The sequence below is a fragment of the Sphingomonas sp. Marseille-Q8236 genome (assembly GCF_965112005.1).
Genome location: NZ_CBCOPO010000001.1, coordinates 2,515,503 through 2,529,909, shown reverse-complemented (window position 1 = coordinate 2,529,909; position 14,407 = coordinate 2,515,503). Strand labels below are relative to the sequence as shown.

The window sequence follows — 14,407 nt, the reverse complement described above, 5'->3', positions numbered from 1 at the left end:
GAACCCCATGCCCGATATCAAGACGATCCTGACCGCCAAGAGCCCGCTGACCCTGTCGGGCGTTCCGGCGGGGTTCCTGCCGGTGCTGCTGGCCGACCTGTCGCGCGCGGCGACGACCCGCGCGGTCTTCATCTGCGCCGACGAAGCGCAGATGCGCGAACTCGCCTCGACCGCGACCTATTTCGCGCCGGAACTGGAAATCGTGCAGATCCCGGCCTGGGATTGCCTGCCCTATGACCGCGCCTCGCCGACCCTACGCGTCATGGCGGAACGGATCGCGGGGCTTCACCGGCTCCAGGCCAAGCCGAAGACGCCGCAGCTGGTCCTGACCACCGCCAATGCCGCGACCCAGCGCGTATTGACGACGTTCCGCATCCGGCAACTGGTCGCCCGCCTCGCGCCCGGCGAGAGGATCGGACTGGAGAAGCTGGCGGCGCTGCTCCAGGCGAACGGCTATGTCCGTACCGAGACGGTCCATGACCAGGGTGAGTTCGCGGTGCGCGGCGGCCTGGTCGATCTGTTCCCCAGCGGCGAGGAACAGGCGCTGCGGCTCGATTTCTTCGGCGACGAGATCGAGAGCGTCCGCACCTTCGACCCCGCCGACCAGCGGACCACGGGACGGATCGAGGGCTTCACTCTCCTCCCCGCGTCGGAAGCCCTGCTGGACGAGGAATCGATCAAGCGGTTCCGCACCCGCTACCGCGAGACCTTCGGCGCGACGGCGACCGGCGATCCGCTCTATCAGGCGGTGTCCGAGGGACGGCGGATGGCGGGCATGGAGCATTGGCTGCCGCTGTTCGAGGAGAAGCTGGCGACGCTGTTCGACCATCTCGGCGACGGCGCGGTCGTCGTGCGCGACAATGGCGTCGCCGCGGCGGCGAGCGGCCGCTTTGACGCGATTGCCGACTATTATGAGAACCGCAAGCGTGCCGAGGCGGCCCAGCCGGGCAGCTTCCGACCCCTGCCCGCCAAGGCGCTCTATCTTGCGCCCAAGGAATGGGACGAAGGGCTGCAGGCCGCGACCGCGCACCTCGTCTCGCCCTTCCACGAGCCCGAAAGTGCCACTGTGCTCGATTTCGAAGTGGACGGCGCACGCGACTTCGCCCCCGAGCGTGCCGCCCACACCAATATCTATGAGGCGGTGGTCGATCATGTCGAGGCGCTGCGCAAGGAAGGGCGCAAGCCCGTCCTCGCCAGCTATTCCAACGGCGCGCGCGAACGGCTCGGCAGCCTGCTGAAGGACCATGGTCTCAAGGGCGCCAAGGCCGCCGAGACCTGGCAGGAAGCGCTGGGCATCGCCGATACCGCGAAGAGCTTCGGCGTCGCGCTGATCGTCCTGCCGCTCGACCATGGCTTTACCGCGCCGGGCATCGCGGTGCTGACCGAGCAGGACATGCTGGGCGACCGGCTGGTCCGGCGGCAAAAGCGGCGCAAGTCAGCCGACGCCTTCCTGGCCGAGCTGGCGACCCTCTCGCCCGGCGATCTGGTCGTCCATTCGGATCACGGCATCGGCCGCTATGAGGGGCTGACCTCGATCCCCGTCGGCAAGAGCCCGCATGACTGCGTCGCCCTGTCCTATGCGGGCGGTGACAAGCTGTATGTGCCCGTCGAGAATCTGGAAGTCCTGACCCGCTATGGCACGGGTGAGGACGGCGCGACGCTCGACCGTCTGGGCGGCGAGGCGTGGCAGCGGCGCAAGTCGAAGATGAAGGAGCGCATCCGCGAGATCGCGGGTGAACTGATCGCCACCGCCGCCGAACGGGCGCTGCGCCCCGGCGAGGTGGCCGAGCCCGACAGCGCGGGCTATCCGGCGTTCGTCGACCGTTTCCCCTATGAGGAAACCGACGATCAGGACCGGGCGATCGACGATGTGCTGGGCGACCTGACCGCGGGTAAGCCGATGGACCGGCTAATCGTCGGCGATGTCGGCTTCGGCAAGACCGAGGTGGCCCTGCGCGCCGCCTTCGTCGCGGCGATGGCGGGGATGCAGGTGGCGGTCGTGTGCCCTACAACCCTGCTTGCCCGCCAGCATTACAACAATTTCGTGGCCCGGTTCGAAGGCTTCCCGATCAAGATCGGCCGCCTCTCCCGCCTCGTCACCGCGACCGAAGCGAAGAAGGTCAAGGACGGTGCGGCGTCCGGCGACATCGACATCGTCGTCGGCACCCATGCGCTGCTCGCCAAGAATGTCGAATTCAAGCGGCTCGGCCTCGTCATCGTGGACGAGGAACAACGGTTCGGCGTGACGCACAAGGAACGGCTGAAGGCGCTGAAGGCCGACGTGCATATGCTGACGCTGACCGCGACGCCGATCCCACGCACGCTGCAAATGGCGATGTCGGGCCTGCGCGAACTGTCGGTGATCCAGACGCCGCCGGTCGACCGTTTGGCGGTGCGCACCTATGTCATGCCCTGGGATCCGGTGGTGCTGCGCGAGGCTCTCTTGCGCGAACATTATCGCGGCGGGCAGAGCTTCCTCGTCACCCCGCGCGTCGCCGACCTGCCGGATATCGAGGAATATCTGCGCAAGGAGGTGCCCGAGGTCCGCTATGTGGTCGCGCACGGCCAGATGTCGGCGACCGAGGTCGAGGAGCGCATGTCCGCCTTCTACGACCGCAAGTTCGAGGTGCTGGTCTCGACCACCATCATCGAGAGCGGCATCGACATCCCGTCCGCCAACACGATGATCGTCAACCGCGCCGACCGCTTCGGCCTGGCCCAGCTCTACCAGTTGCGCGGGCGGGTCGGCCGATCGAAGACGCGCGCCTATGCCTATATGGTGACGCCGCCAGAGCGGATGATGACCGAGGCGGCGGAGAAGCGGTTGAAGGTCCTGTCCGACCTGGATTCGCTGGGTGCAGGCTTCCAGTTGGCCAGCCACGACCTCGACATTCGCGGCGCGGGCAATCTGCTCGGCGACGAACAGTCGGGTCATATCAAGGAGGTCGGCTACGAACTCTACCAGTCGATGCTGGAAGAGGCGATCCTGGAGGCCAAGGCGGGCGGCGCGTTCGAGAAAAAGCGCGACTTCTCGCCTCAGATCACCGTCGATGCGCCGATCCTGATCCCCGACGATTACGTCCCCGACCTCGACCTGCGCATGGGGCTGTATCGCCGCCTCAACGATCTGGAAAAGCACGGGGAAGTCGAGGAATTCGCAGCCGAGATGATCGACCGCTTCGGCCCGCTGCCCGAGGCGACCGACAATCTGATCCAGGTCATCAAGATCAAGCTGAACGCCAAGAAGGCCTGCATCGCCAAGATGGATGTCGGCCCGCGCGGCGTGCTGGTCGCCTTCCACGACAACCGGCCGCCCAATGTCGACGGTCTGTTCGCCTATGTCGAGCGGCTGGGCGAATTGGCCAAGCTGCGCCCCGACGGCAAGCTGGTCCTCAACCGCGCCTGGCCCGATGCCAAGGCGCGGCTGCACGGGGCGTTGCAACTGTCCAAGGGACTGGCGAAAGCGGCCGGTTGATGACGGATGCCTCCCCGTTTCGGCGGGGAGGAATAAATAGGTCAGCTGCTATGGTCGGCCACGATTTTCCACCCATCGGCGCGACGTTCGAAGACCAGGGTCGTCATCCCGCTTTCCGCTTCCGCGCCGCCAGACAAATTCCATCGCGCGAACAGGATGCGGCGGTCGCCGATCGGCTTCAGGTCGAGAAAATCGAAGCGCAGAGTCCCGCGGCTATTGCCCGATCCGGTGAAGCTGCGGCGGTAATTGTCCGCGATGGCGGTCTTGCCCCGGATCAGGTCGCGCTTGCCGACGAAGATCGCGTCGGGGGCGTAGATGGCCACGAAGCGGTTCAGATCGCCGGCATTCCACCCGGCCGCACTGGCCAGCATCGCGGCGCGAATGCCCGCCGCCGCCGGATCGCTGGCGGGGGCCGCCTGCACCACGCCCGGCATCAGCGCCAGGGCCGCCATCACCGTCATACCGCGCATTTCACCTCCTCCTCGACCATTGCACGCAGCGCGTCTTCATCGAGCGGGGCAGCACGCAGGAACCCTTGATAGGTCTGGCAACCCAGTCGCCCCAGAAGCTGCGCCTGGTCATGGGTCTCCACCCCTTCGGCGATGATCGCCATGCCCAGCCGTGCCGCGATCCGGATGATTCCGCGCACCACGACCCGGCTGCGGGGTGCCCCATCGACCTCGGCCACCAGTGACCGGTCGAGCTTGATCGCGTCGATCGGCAGGCTGGTCAGATAGGCAAGACTGGAATAGCCGGTGCCGAAATCGTCGATTGCGATCCGCACCCCGGCCTCGCGCAAGCTTTCCAACACCACAGCCGCCCGGTCCAGTTCGTGGATCAACCCCGTCTCGGTGATTTCGGCGGTCAGGCGGTCGATTGGAAAGCCGCTGTCGGCCACCCGGTCGAGGAACAGCCGCGCGAAACCTGCCCGTGCCACATCGGCGGCGGTGATGTTGATCGACAGCCGGAGATGCGCCAGGGCGAGCGGCCATTTCGCCGCCTTTCGCAGCGCCATCAGCTGGATATGGTCCGACAGCGCCAGGCCCAGATCGGCCCGCTCCGCCGCCGCGAACAGAGGATCCGCCCCCAGGGGCCCCAGCGTGGGGTGCCGCCAGCGCGCCAGCGCCTCGACACCCGAGATCAGGCCGGTGGCGATCGCCACCTGAGGCTGGAACAGGATGTCGATCTCACCGCGCTCGATCGCATGGTGGAGATCGGCGGCCAGCACGTCGAGCGGGGCGACATCGCCCGGATGCGCGAATCGTAGCATCGATCCGTCGCTGGCCCGCGCCCGCGACAGCGCCTCGCCCGCCCGCGCGAGCAGCGTGGCGGGGTCCTCCCCCGTCCGGTCCGTCGCCAGCCCCAGCCGGACGCCCAATCGGATGGGCACAGCCCCGGCCTGGAACGGCGTGCCGAGCAACGCCTCCACCATCTCCGCCACGGCGCGGGCCCGGTCTTCCTCGATCACGCCCGCCAAGATGAATTCCGCCCCGCCCGAACGCGCGACGATCGCCCGGTCGCCAAAGGCTTCCTCGGCGGCCGCCTGCATCCGCGCCTCGACCCCGCGCAGCAGCATGTTGCCCGCCGGGCGGCCATGCGCAGCGTTGATCAGGTCCAGCCGCGACAGCGACACGATGATGGCGACGCATGGATCGCCCCGTTCGATCGTGTCGGCGATCCAGCGATGGACCTCGCCCACCTCACCATCCGCATGGCTGCGCCGCCGCCGCACGTCCAGCGTCCGACGGGCATGACGCTCGGCCAGTTTCAGCGAGGCGTGGATCATCGCCTCATCCGCATCGGGTGCCAGGACATGGGTGGCACCCGCCGAGAGAAAGGCGTCCAGCGTCTCGTGCCCCGTATCGGGCACCACGGCCAGCATGGCGGCGCCCGTCGCGGCGATCACCGCGCCCAACGCCTGCGCCGCGCGCAGCCCCGTATCGCCCGGTCCGCGCGCATCGATCAGAGCGACCCGCGCCTCGCTCGCCAAAAACGATTGTACCAGCGTATCGCCGGCTGGGGCGCCGCCGTCGCCCGGCGCCATCGACCAGATGGCCCAACCTGCACGGATGATCGCTTCGTCCAGCATGGCAGGGTGATGGAACGAAAGCGCGAAGACCGCCGTTCCCCTGCTGTGGGCGCCAAAACCGAATTCATCCTGCGTCATGGGCGCACCCTATCCACCGACTGGGACAAGACCAATGGCAATCCGCCTTGCCCGCGTCCCGCCATGGGGCTAACTCCATGACGATGGGCTACGCCACTTCCTCGACCGTTGCATTGCCGACCGATCGGCGCACGGCCGGGGATTCGCTGATCGATCAGCATGGCCGCGCGATCCGCTACTTGCGGATTTCGGTAACCGATCGCTGCGATCTGCGCTGCCGCTATTGCATGGCGGAGCAGATGACCTTCCTTCCGCGTGCCAAGCTGCTCAGCCTGGACGAAATCGCGATCATCGCCGAGCGGTTCATCGCGCGCGGCGTGACGCGAATCCGTTTGTCGGGCGGCGAGCCGCTGGTCCGGCGCGACGTGGCCGAACTGGTTCGCCGACTGGGCAGCCATGTCGGGCACGGTCTCGACGAACTGACGATGACGACCAACGCAACCCGGCTGGCCGACCATGCCGCCACGATGGTCGATGCAGGCATCCGGCGGATCAATGTCAGCCTGGATAGCCGCGATCCCGAACGCTTTCGCTACATCACGCGGCATGGCGACGTGCACCAGGTGATCCATGGCATCCTCACCGCGCGCGACGCGGGGCTGGCGATCAAGATCAACATGGTTGCGCTGAAGGGGCTGAACGAGGACGAGATCGGCACCATGCTGGACTGGTGCGTGGCCGAGGGGCTGGACCTATCGCTGATCGAGACGATGCCACTGGGCGCGATCGATGAGGATCGGGTCGACCGTTTCCTGCCGCTGACCCAGGTGTTCGAACAGCTTGCCGCCCGCTTCCCGCTGGTCCGCGCGGGACATCGGACCGGCGGTCCGGCCCGTTATTGGCAGGTCGAGGGAACCGGTACCCGGCTGGGCCTAATCTCGCCGCTGACCGCGAACTTTTGTGACGGCTGCAATCGGGTGAGGCTTACGACCGAAGGCAAATTATATATGTGTCTGGGTCATGAGGATCAGGTGGATTTGAAGGCCGCGTTGCGCGACGGCGGGGTCATAGGGCTGGACGTCGCGATCGACGCGGGGCTGGCCGCCAAGCCCGCACGGCACGATTTCCGTATCGAGGCGGGATCGGCCCCGGCGGTATCGCGTCATATGAGCGTGACCGGCGGATGACGTTACCCGTCCGGCGGGCATTGGTCGCCTCGCCCACCGCACCGGCACAGGCGGCCGCCGTCGAGTTGCAGCAAAGCGCCGATTGGGTCGAATTCGACGAGGCCGACTATGTCATCGCGCTGGGCGGCGACGGCTTCATGCTTCAGACGCTGCATCGGATGCTGGAGCGGCGGCGCGGCCCCGTGCCGGTGTTCGGCATGAACCTGGGCACGGTCGGCTTCCTGATGAACGAATGGCGCGGCTATGGGCTGGAGGACCGGCTGGCCCGCGCCAAGCCTTTCCGCGTCACTCCGCTCAAGATGACGGCGACCGGAATCGATGGCCGCGTCCATAGCCTGCCCGCGATCAACGAAATATCGCTGCTGCGTGAAACGCGACAGACCGCCAAATTGGAGGTGATGGTCAACGAACGGATCGTCCTTCCCGAACTGGCCTGTGACGGAATCCTGGCCGCGACTCCGGCCGGGTCCACCGCCTATAACTTCTCCGCGCAGGGGCCGATCCTGCCGCTCGGCTCGGCTTTGATCGCGCTGACCCCGATCAGCCCGTTCCGTCCCCGGCGCTGGCGCGGGGCGATCCTACCCGACAAGGCGCGAATCTCGATCCGCGTCCTCGACCCCGGCAAGCGCCCGGTCTCGGCCGTGGCCGACCAGCGCGAGGTCCGCGACGTGGCGCAGGTCGACATCTGCATGGACCGTTCGCGTGAACTGACCCTGATGTTCGACCCCGAACACGCGTTGGACGACCGCATCACGATGGAGCAGTTCGTCTCCTAAGCCGGGGATTTATCCACAGCTTTGGCTGCTGCCCTTACGCAAAAGCGTCAAAAAGGGGGTTGCGGCATTTTTCCGGGCCTTTATAGGACCCCTCCACAGCGCCGGAACATTCCCTGATAGCTCAGCGGTAGAGCTCTCGACTGTTAATCGAGCGGCCGTAGGTTCGAATCCTACTCAGGGAGCCACCGGCGCTGTCTTTCCCAAGACAGCGCCAGCCATGATGAATCAGCCGTCGATCACATGCGGTACGAACCGCGCGGTGTTCGAGGTGATCAGCCCGTCTTCGCGAATCCCCATTCCGACGGGTGCGCCGTCCACTACCCAGCTTCCCAGCACCGGAAAACATCCCGGCGCGGTTTCGGGCAAGCGGTAGAGCGACTGGTAGATATAGCCTTCCTCGCCATAGGCGCCCGCCGTCTCCGCCACGATGGCCCCCGCCCGCCGGATGGACACATTTGCCCCCTCCCGCGACAATAGCGGCTTGGCGACCGCATCCCCATTCGGAATGCTGAAGCTGGCGGGCAGCAGATTGGGATGGCCGGGAAACAGATCCCACAGCACCGGCAGGATCGCCTTGTTCGACCAGATCATCTTCCAGATCGGCTCGATCCAGGTCAGGTCGCCACGCTCCAGATTGTCGAGCACGTGCGGCGCGAAGTCCTCATGCACCAGCCATTCCCATGGATAGAGCTTGAACAGCGCCTCGATCCGCATGTCCGCCTCATCGACGAAACAATGCGCCTCGTGATTCCAACCGATCCGCTCCATCAGGATCGGTACCGTTGCGATCCCCGCCGCCTCGGCCGTGTCGCGCAGATAGGCCGCCGTCACCGCATCCTCGCCCGCCATGTCGGCGACATGCGCGACGTGTAGCGTGGAGGGCATGTCTGGCGCGATCTCTCGCCACCGCGCGATCAGCGCCTCGTGCAGGCTGTTATACTGGTCGAGCGCGGGGAAGCATTCCTCCTTCCACGCCCATTGCACCACGGCGGCTTCCAGCAGCGAGGTCGGCGTGTCGCAGTTGAATTCGAACAGCTTGGGCGCATCCGCTTCGTCATAGCCCAGGTCAAAGCGCCCGAAATTGAGCGAGGGCGGCTCGGCCTCCCACGCCTCGCGGATCGGATCGTGAAAGACCGGCGGAATGGCGAAGCGGTTCAGCAAGGCCGGATCGCTGACCACCGCCTCTCCCGCCGCCAGGAACAGCCGGTAGAGTTCGGTCGTGGCCGCCTCGATCCGGTCGACCTGACCACGCGTGAAGCGATAACAGGCGCTTTCGTCCCAATAGGGTCGCTCCGCCCCCGCATGCCAGATCAGGCCCAGCGCCTCGACCTTGGCGCGCCAATCGGGCCGGGGCGACAGGGTTTCGCGGATCATGCGTGGATGCTGCCGAAACGCGATGCCGAGGAACCGAACCCGCCGCGACTGACCGCCGCTGCGCGGGTCATTGCGCTACCCGCCGGGGCGGTGGCGTATCGGGCACCGGATGCGGCCCGGAAGCTGCCGCCAGTGGCGCGCTCGCCGTAAAAGGGAATGGTACGACCGCGTCCGAGAAAATACCAGAAGGCCCCGCCCCCGCCACCGCCGACGCGGTGTTGCCGACAGCGATCGTCGGGCAGGCGCTTGCCCTGGGCATCGGTGCAGATCGCGGTATCTTGTTCGGCGGTCCAGCCGTCATCGGCATCGGCGCGGTTGCAACCGCTGGCGAGCAACGCGGCTGCCATCGCCGTGGTCCATTTGAGATCGAAAGCCATCAAGTCCCTCCCACCCGTATCATGGGGCAGGCGCAGGGCGTTTGGCTAGTGGGGGCGGCGACGCGAGGGCCCCATGGCGAAGGGGACGCCGCCGGGCCGCCCGGCGACATCCCCTTTTCGCATCAGCGATTTAGCGGCAGCGAACCTTGCCACGATCGATCGACCGGCCCAGCAGCGCGCCACCGCCGGCGCCCAGCAGCGTGCCCAGCGTACCACCGCCGATCACATTGCCCAGCACGCCGCCGCCCAGCGCGCCGACGACGAGCCCGGTGGTGCCGTCATTGCGCTTGCAATAGGTGCGGCCATCGCGGCCTCGGAAAATCTGATCTTCGCGGCTCAAGCGACGCTCGCGGGCATTGCCGCGGCGGTAGTCGCGCGACGGCTCCCAATCGTCGCGATCGCCATGCCAGCGATAGTCGCGGTCCTGCGCGACGGCGGGCGTGGCCGCGATGGGGGCGGCGACGGTAACGACGGCCAGAGCGGCGAGCAGGGCTTTCATGGCAGGTCTCCTTTTCCTCAAGCCGGCACAACGCACGGCCCCCTCACCCGTTCAATCCACGAACCATGACATTGCCTTCATCGCGCGGGATCGCGCGAAGGGCTGGCACCGTTCGGGCGCCTCGGGCATTGATCCCGCATGCGCCAAGCCACCACGATATTGTCGATCGACACCCATGGTCAGGGCCTGACCGAGATGACCCGCGCCGTGTCCGCCTGGGTGCGCGAACAGCATATGGACGAGGGGCTGCTGACCCTGTTCTGCCGCCACACCTCGGCTTCGCTGATCATCCAGGAGAATGCCGCGCCGGAGGTGAAGACCGATATCCTGGCCTACTTCGCCCGGATCGCGCCGGAGGACCGGCAGGCCTATGCTCATGACGACGAAGGCCCCGACGACATGCCCGCCCATCTGCGCAGCGTCCTGACCGGGGTCCACCTGTCCATCCCGCTGATCGGCGGGCGGCTGATGCTGGGAACATGGCAGGGCATCTACCTGTTCGAACATCGTCGCGCTGCGCATCGCCGGCAGGTGGCGCTTCATATGGCTGGCATGTGACGCACTATTCATCGCAGGAGCAAAACCGTTCATCGACCGTTTTGCTGCCATACGCTACAGGGCTGGTGCCGCCCGGTACGGCCGAGCGGCAAGAAAGGAAGAAAAGTCCATGCAATTCGGTCGGAAGGTCGCGCTCGCCCTGGTCGGCGCCAGCACCTTGATGGTCGCGGGATGCGCGACTGAAACCACCTATCGCCCGGCCACGGGATCGGGCTTCTACCGCACCGGCTATTCGGATCAGCAGCTCGAACCGGGCCGCTTCATCGTCAGCTTCGCCGGCAACACGGTGACCTCGCGCGATACGGTCGAGCGTTACCTGCTGTTCCGGGCGGCCGAGCTGACGCTGGCCAATGGATATGACTATTTCGTAATGGCCGACCGCGACACGCAGCTTCGGTCGCGCACCTATTCCACCCCCGGCGCGTTCGGTCCCGGCTTTGGCGGCTGGGGCGGCGGCTGGTGGGGCCCGTCCTGGCGCTATTATGGTCGCGGCTTTGGCTGGCGCAGCTGGGATCCGTTCTGGGGCGATCCCTTCTTCGGCAACAACATGGATATCAACACGATCGACCGTTACGAAGCGACGGCCGAGGTCGTGATGCGCAAGGGCCCGATCCCGCGCGACAATCTGCGCGCGTTCGATGCCCGCGCGATCGTCAGCACCATCGGGCCGACGGTCGTGATGCCGAAATAAGCCTCGCGACGATCCGACAAATGGGGGCGGCCGTCACGCGACGGCGGCCCCTTTTTTGTGGCTCAAGGCTTTCCGCCCCTGACCCGCCGCGCGTTGACCATGCCGCGTAACGCCTCGGTCCGGCTTTGCAGTTCGGCCTGTTCGGACAGCGACAGCCCATCGGCGGCAAAGCGGTCCGCCAGTGATCCGATCGCCGCATCGTCCCGCCGAAAGGATCGCGCCTCGGCACGGGAAATATCGCCGCTACGCCGCCCCTCTCGGATCGAGCGGCGGATGGCGGCGCGATCGCTACGAACGCTCGGCTGGCTGGGCATGGCGACGCCGTCGGCGGGCGGTCCGGCCTGCGTGAATTGCGCGGGCGCCGCAGTGGATAGCGCGAGCAGCGCGGCAGCAACGATCACCTGGTGTCTCATCCCTCTTTCTCCCTGTTGCGGGAGGATTGCGCGGCCCGGCTTAACGCCGGCTGTCCGCCTCTTCCTCATCGTCATCCCAGCAAAGACTGTGGTCCTTTTCGGCAGTGGGGTTCGACCGGGGACGCCGGGGCCACCGTCATGCGAAAAGGGCGGCGGACCGAAGCCCGCCGCCCTCGCTGCTTACCATGAGGTGAGGATCAGACCGTCACCGCCCCGTGGCAATGCTTGTACTTCAGACCCGAGCCGCAGGGGCATGGCGCGTTGCGGTTGACGCGGCCTTCCCACTGCCCGGGGTCGGTGCCGAGATCCATGCCCTCGGGCTGGGGAATCTGCATCGGCGGCATCTGCGGCTGGAGCAGCCCGCGCGCCGCCGCATCCCAGTCGTTCGTATTGTCCTCACCCGTGAACGGATCGAAATGCGAGGTGATGAAGTCGGGCAGCTCGGGCAGTTCGGGCGGCGCCTGGATCTGGAACTGGGCATAGGCGATGGTGCGCGTCACATCCTCGCGGATATTATCGAGCATCCGCTGGAACAGCGAAAACGCCTCATGCTTATATTCGTTGATCGGCGTCTTCTGCGCATAGGCGCGCAGATGGACGACCTGGCGTAGCGCGTCGAGCGTCGCCAGATGCTCCTTCCAGTGATGGTCGAGATTCTGGAGGAGGATGGACTTTTCGACGCTGGCCCAGGTTTCCGGCTCCAATTCCTTGGCCTTGGCCTCGACCATGGCATCGGCCTCGGCGCTGACGCGTTCCAGCACGATCTCGGGGTCGATCGCTTCCTCGGTCAGCCAGTCGTCGACCGGCGGCTCCAGGTTGAGCAGGTCCTTGAGCTGCTGCTTCATGCCCGCCACGTCCCACTGCTCGGGATAGCTGTTGGGCGGGCAGGCGGTGCCGACGATCGCGTTCACCGTCTCAGCGCGCATATCGGCGACGACCTCACCCACCGTCTCGGCATCCATGATGTCGGCGCGCTGCTCATAGATGACCTTGCGCTGGTCGTTCATCACGTCGTCATATTCGACGACCTGCTTGCGGATGTCGTAGTTGCGTGCCTCGACCTTCTTCTGTGCGGTCTCGATCGCCTTGGACAGCCACTTGCTGCCGATCGCCTCGCCATCCTCGATATTGCTGCGCATCATCTTGGCGAACAGCGTGTCGGGGCCGAAGATGCGCAGCAGATCGTCGTCGAGGCTGAGATAGAAGCGCGACAGGCCCGGATCGCCCTGACGGCCCGAACGACCGCGAAGCTGGTTATCGATGCGGCGGCTCTCGTGCCGCTCGGTCCCCAGTACGAACAGGCCGCCCGCTTCCAGCACCTTCTGCTTCTCGGCGACGATCTCGGCGCGGATGCGGGTCGCCGCTTCCTCATATTCGGGTGTCCCCTCGACCAGATCGGGATGCTCGTCGAGCATCCGGAATTCGAGGTTGCCGCCCAGCTGAATGTCGGTGCCGCGACCCGCCATATTGGTCGCGATCGTCACCGCGCCCAGGCGCCCCGCCTGCGCCACGATATGCGCCTCCATCTCGTGATAGCGCGCGTTCAGCACCTTGTGCGGCACGGCTTCCTGGGTCAGGAATTCGCTGAGCAGTTCGGACTTCTCGATCGAGACGGTACCGACCAGCACCGGCTGTCCCTTGGCCGCATGGTCGCGGATCTTCTTGGCGATCGCCAGGAACTTGTCCTGGGTGTTCTTGTAGAACTCGTCCTCCTCGTCGACACGCGCGATCGGCAGGTTGGTCGGGATGGTGACGACGTTGATCTTGTAGATGTCGTAGAATTCGCCCGCTTCGGTCGCGGCGGTGCCGGTCATGCCCGAAATCTTCGGGTACATGCGGAAATAATTCTGGAAGGTGATCGAGGCCATGGTCTGGTTCTCGGGCTCGATATTGACGCCCTCCTTCGCCTCGACCGCCTGGTGGAGCCCCTCCGACCAGCGCCGCCCGTCCATCATGCGGCCGGTGAACTCGTCGATGATGACGACCTTGCCGTCCTTCACGATGTAGTCGGTGTCGCGCTTGAACATCATGTTCGCGCGCAGCGCCTGGTTCAGATGGTGGACGACCTGCGTATTCTCGAAGTCGTAGAGATTCTCACCCTGGAGCAGCCCGGCCGCCTCCAGCAGGCGCTCGGCGCGCTCGGTGCCGTCCTCGGTCAGGATAATCGACTTCTGCTTCTCGTCCTTCTCGTAATCGTCGGCGGTGAGCTGCTTCACGATCGCATCGACGCCGATATACAGCTCCGACTTGTCGTCGGTCGGGCCCGAGATGATCAGCGGGGTGCGGGCCTCGTCGATCAGGATCGAGTCGACCTCGTCGACGATCGCATAGTGGAAGGGGCGCTGCACCATCGAGGAGCGCTCATACTTCATGTTATCGCGCAGATAGTCGAAGCCGAACTCGTTGTTCGTGCCGTAGGTGATATCCGCCTCATAGGCGGCGCGGCGCTGGCCATCGTCCAGATTGGGGATGATGGTGCCGGTGGTCAGGCCCAGGAAATTATAGATGCGGCCCATGGTCGCGGCGTCGCGGCTGGCCAGATAGTCGTTGACGGTGACGACATGCACACCCTTGCCGGGCAGCGCGTTCAGATAGGTGGCGAGCGTAGCGACCAGCGTCTTGCCCTCGCCCGTGCGCATCTCGGCGATCTCGCCGCGATGGAGGACGATGCCGCCGATCATCTGCACGTCATAGTGGCGCTGGCCCAGCACGCGCTTGGCCGCTTCGCGCACCGTCGCGAACGCTTCGGGCAACAGGCTGTCGAGGGTCGCCCCCTGATCGAGCTGTTCGCGGAACTTGACCGTCTGTGCGGCAAGCTGCTCGTCGCTCATCGCCTCCATCTCGGGCTCGAACGCGGCGATCTTGGCGATCGTGGGGCGGAGCGACTTGACGTAGCGGTCGTTGGACGAACCAAACAGGGACTTGGCGAGGCCGCCGAACATAAGCGATT

The 14,407-nt window shown here is 66.0% G+C and carries 12 protein-coding genes and 1 tRNA gene; 6 read left to right on the top strand and 7 right to left on the bottom strand.

Translation table 11 applies throughout. The annotated features are described in order from the left end of the window. Nucleotides 1-7 precede the first annotated feature (7 nt). Complete coding sequence (gene mfd / locus ACWPWT_RS12085) at nt 8-3,475, top strand: transcription-repair coupling factor (protein WP_454279805.1); 3,468 nt, start codon at nt 8-10, stop codon at nt 3,473-3,475. 41 nt (nt 3,476-3,516) lie between these two features. Here the strand turns inward: mfd and ACWPWT_RS12080 are convergent, their stop codons facing one another. Continuing rightward, nucleotides 3,517-3,945 carry a YybH family protein gene (locus ACWPWT_RS12080; protein WP_454279804.1) on the bottom strand — a complete coding sequence of 143 codons (429 nt, stop codon included), beginning with the start codon at nt 3,943-3,945 and terminating at the stop codon, nt 3,517-3,519. Further along, on the bottom strand, nt 3,933-5,642 hold the full coding sequence (locus tag ACWPWT_RS12075) for a putative bifunctional diguanylate cyclase/phosphodiesterase (RefSeq protein WP_454279803.1): 1,710 nt from the start codon (nt 5,640-5,642) through the stop codon (nt 3,933-3,935). The genes ACWPWT_RS12080 and ACWPWT_RS12075 overlap by 13 nt, the downstream gene beginning before the upstream one ends. 83 nt (nt 5,643-5,725) lie before the next feature. Between ACWPWT_RS12075 and moaA the strand changes: the two genes are divergently transcribed. From moaA to ACWPWT_RS12060, 3 genes are all read left to right on the top strand, one after another. Next, nucleotides 5,726-6,769 (top strand): GTP 3',8-cyclase MoaA, encoded by a 1,044-nt coding sequence (gene moaA / locus ACWPWT_RS12070; protein WP_454279930.1) that lies wholly within the window; start codon nt 5,726-5,728, stop codon nt 6,767-6,769. Next, the gene (locus tag ACWPWT_RS12065) at nt 6,766-7,545 is read left to right on the top strand and encodes an NAD kinase (RefSeq protein WP_454279802.1); all 780 of its coding nucleotides are present in this window, start codon (nt 6,766-6,768) and stop codon (nt 7,543-7,545) included. The genes moaA and ACWPWT_RS12065 overlap by 4 nt, the downstream gene beginning before the upstream one ends. 110 nt (nt 7,546-7,655) lie before the next feature. Next, nucleotides 7,656-7,730, top strand: a tRNA-Asn gene (locus tag ACWPWT_RS12060). Nucleotides 7,731-7,770: 40 nt separating this feature from the next. On the opposite strand, the gene ACWPWT_RS12055 is transcribed toward ACWPWT_RS12060, so the two are convergent. The 3 genes from ACWPWT_RS12055 to ACWPWT_RS12045 form a co-directional block, all read right to left on the bottom strand. Further along, nucleotides 7,771-8,919 (bottom strand): glutathionylspermidine synthase family protein, encoded by a 1,149-nt coding sequence (locus tag ACWPWT_RS12055; protein WP_454279801.1) that lies wholly within the window; start codon nt 8,917-8,919, stop codon nt 7,771-7,773. Next, nucleotides 8,916-9,296, bottom strand: coding sequence for a hypothetical protein (locus tag ACWPWT_RS12050; RefSeq protein ID WP_454279800.1), 381 nt, complete (start codon nt 9,294-9,296; stop codon nt 8,916-8,918). The genes ACWPWT_RS12055 and ACWPWT_RS12050 overlap by 4 nt, the downstream gene beginning before the upstream one ends. Before the next feature lie 130 nt (nt 9,297-9,426). Further along, the gene (locus tag ACWPWT_RS12045) at nt 9,427-9,795 is read right to left on the bottom strand and encodes a glycine zipper 2TM domain-containing protein (protein WP_261268076.1); all 369 of its coding nucleotides are present in this window, start codon (nt 9,793-9,795) and stop codon (nt 9,427-9,429) included. Nucleotides 9,796-9,933: 138 nt separating this feature from the next. Between ACWPWT_RS12045 and ACWPWT_RS12040 the strand changes: the two genes are divergently transcribed. Both ACWPWT_RS12040 and ACWPWT_RS12035 read left to right on the top strand, forming a co-directional pair. Next, nucleotides 9,934-10,353, top strand: coding sequence for a secondary thiamine-phosphate synthase enzyme YjbQ (locus ACWPWT_RS12040; protein ID WP_454279799.1), 420 nt, complete (start codon nt 9,934-9,936; stop codon nt 10,351-10,353). A gap of 109 nt (nt 10,354-10,462) precedes the next feature. Beyond that, nucleotides 10,463-11,044 carry a CC0125/CC1285 family lipoprotein gene (locus ACWPWT_RS12035; protein WP_454279798.1) on the top strand — a complete coding sequence of 194 codons (582 nt, stop codon included), beginning with the start codon at nt 10,463-10,465 and terminating at the stop codon, nt 11,042-11,044. A gap of 62 nt (nt 11,045-11,106) precedes the next feature. On the opposite strand, the gene ACWPWT_RS12030 is transcribed toward ACWPWT_RS12035, so the two are convergent. Continuing rightward, complete coding sequence (locus ACWPWT_RS12030; protein WP_454279797.1) at nt 11,107-11,445, bottom strand: hypothetical protein; 339 nt, start codon at nt 11,443-11,445, stop codon at nt 11,107-11,109. A 209-nt stretch (nt 11,446-11,654) separates the two neighbouring features. Further along, nucleotides 11,655-14,399, bottom strand: coding sequence for a preprotein translocase subunit SecA (gene secA / locus ACWPWT_RS12025; protein ID WP_454279796.1), 2,745 nt, complete (start codon nt 14,397-14,399; stop codon nt 11,655-11,657). Between the last annotated feature and the right edge of the window lie 8 nt (nt 14,400-14,407).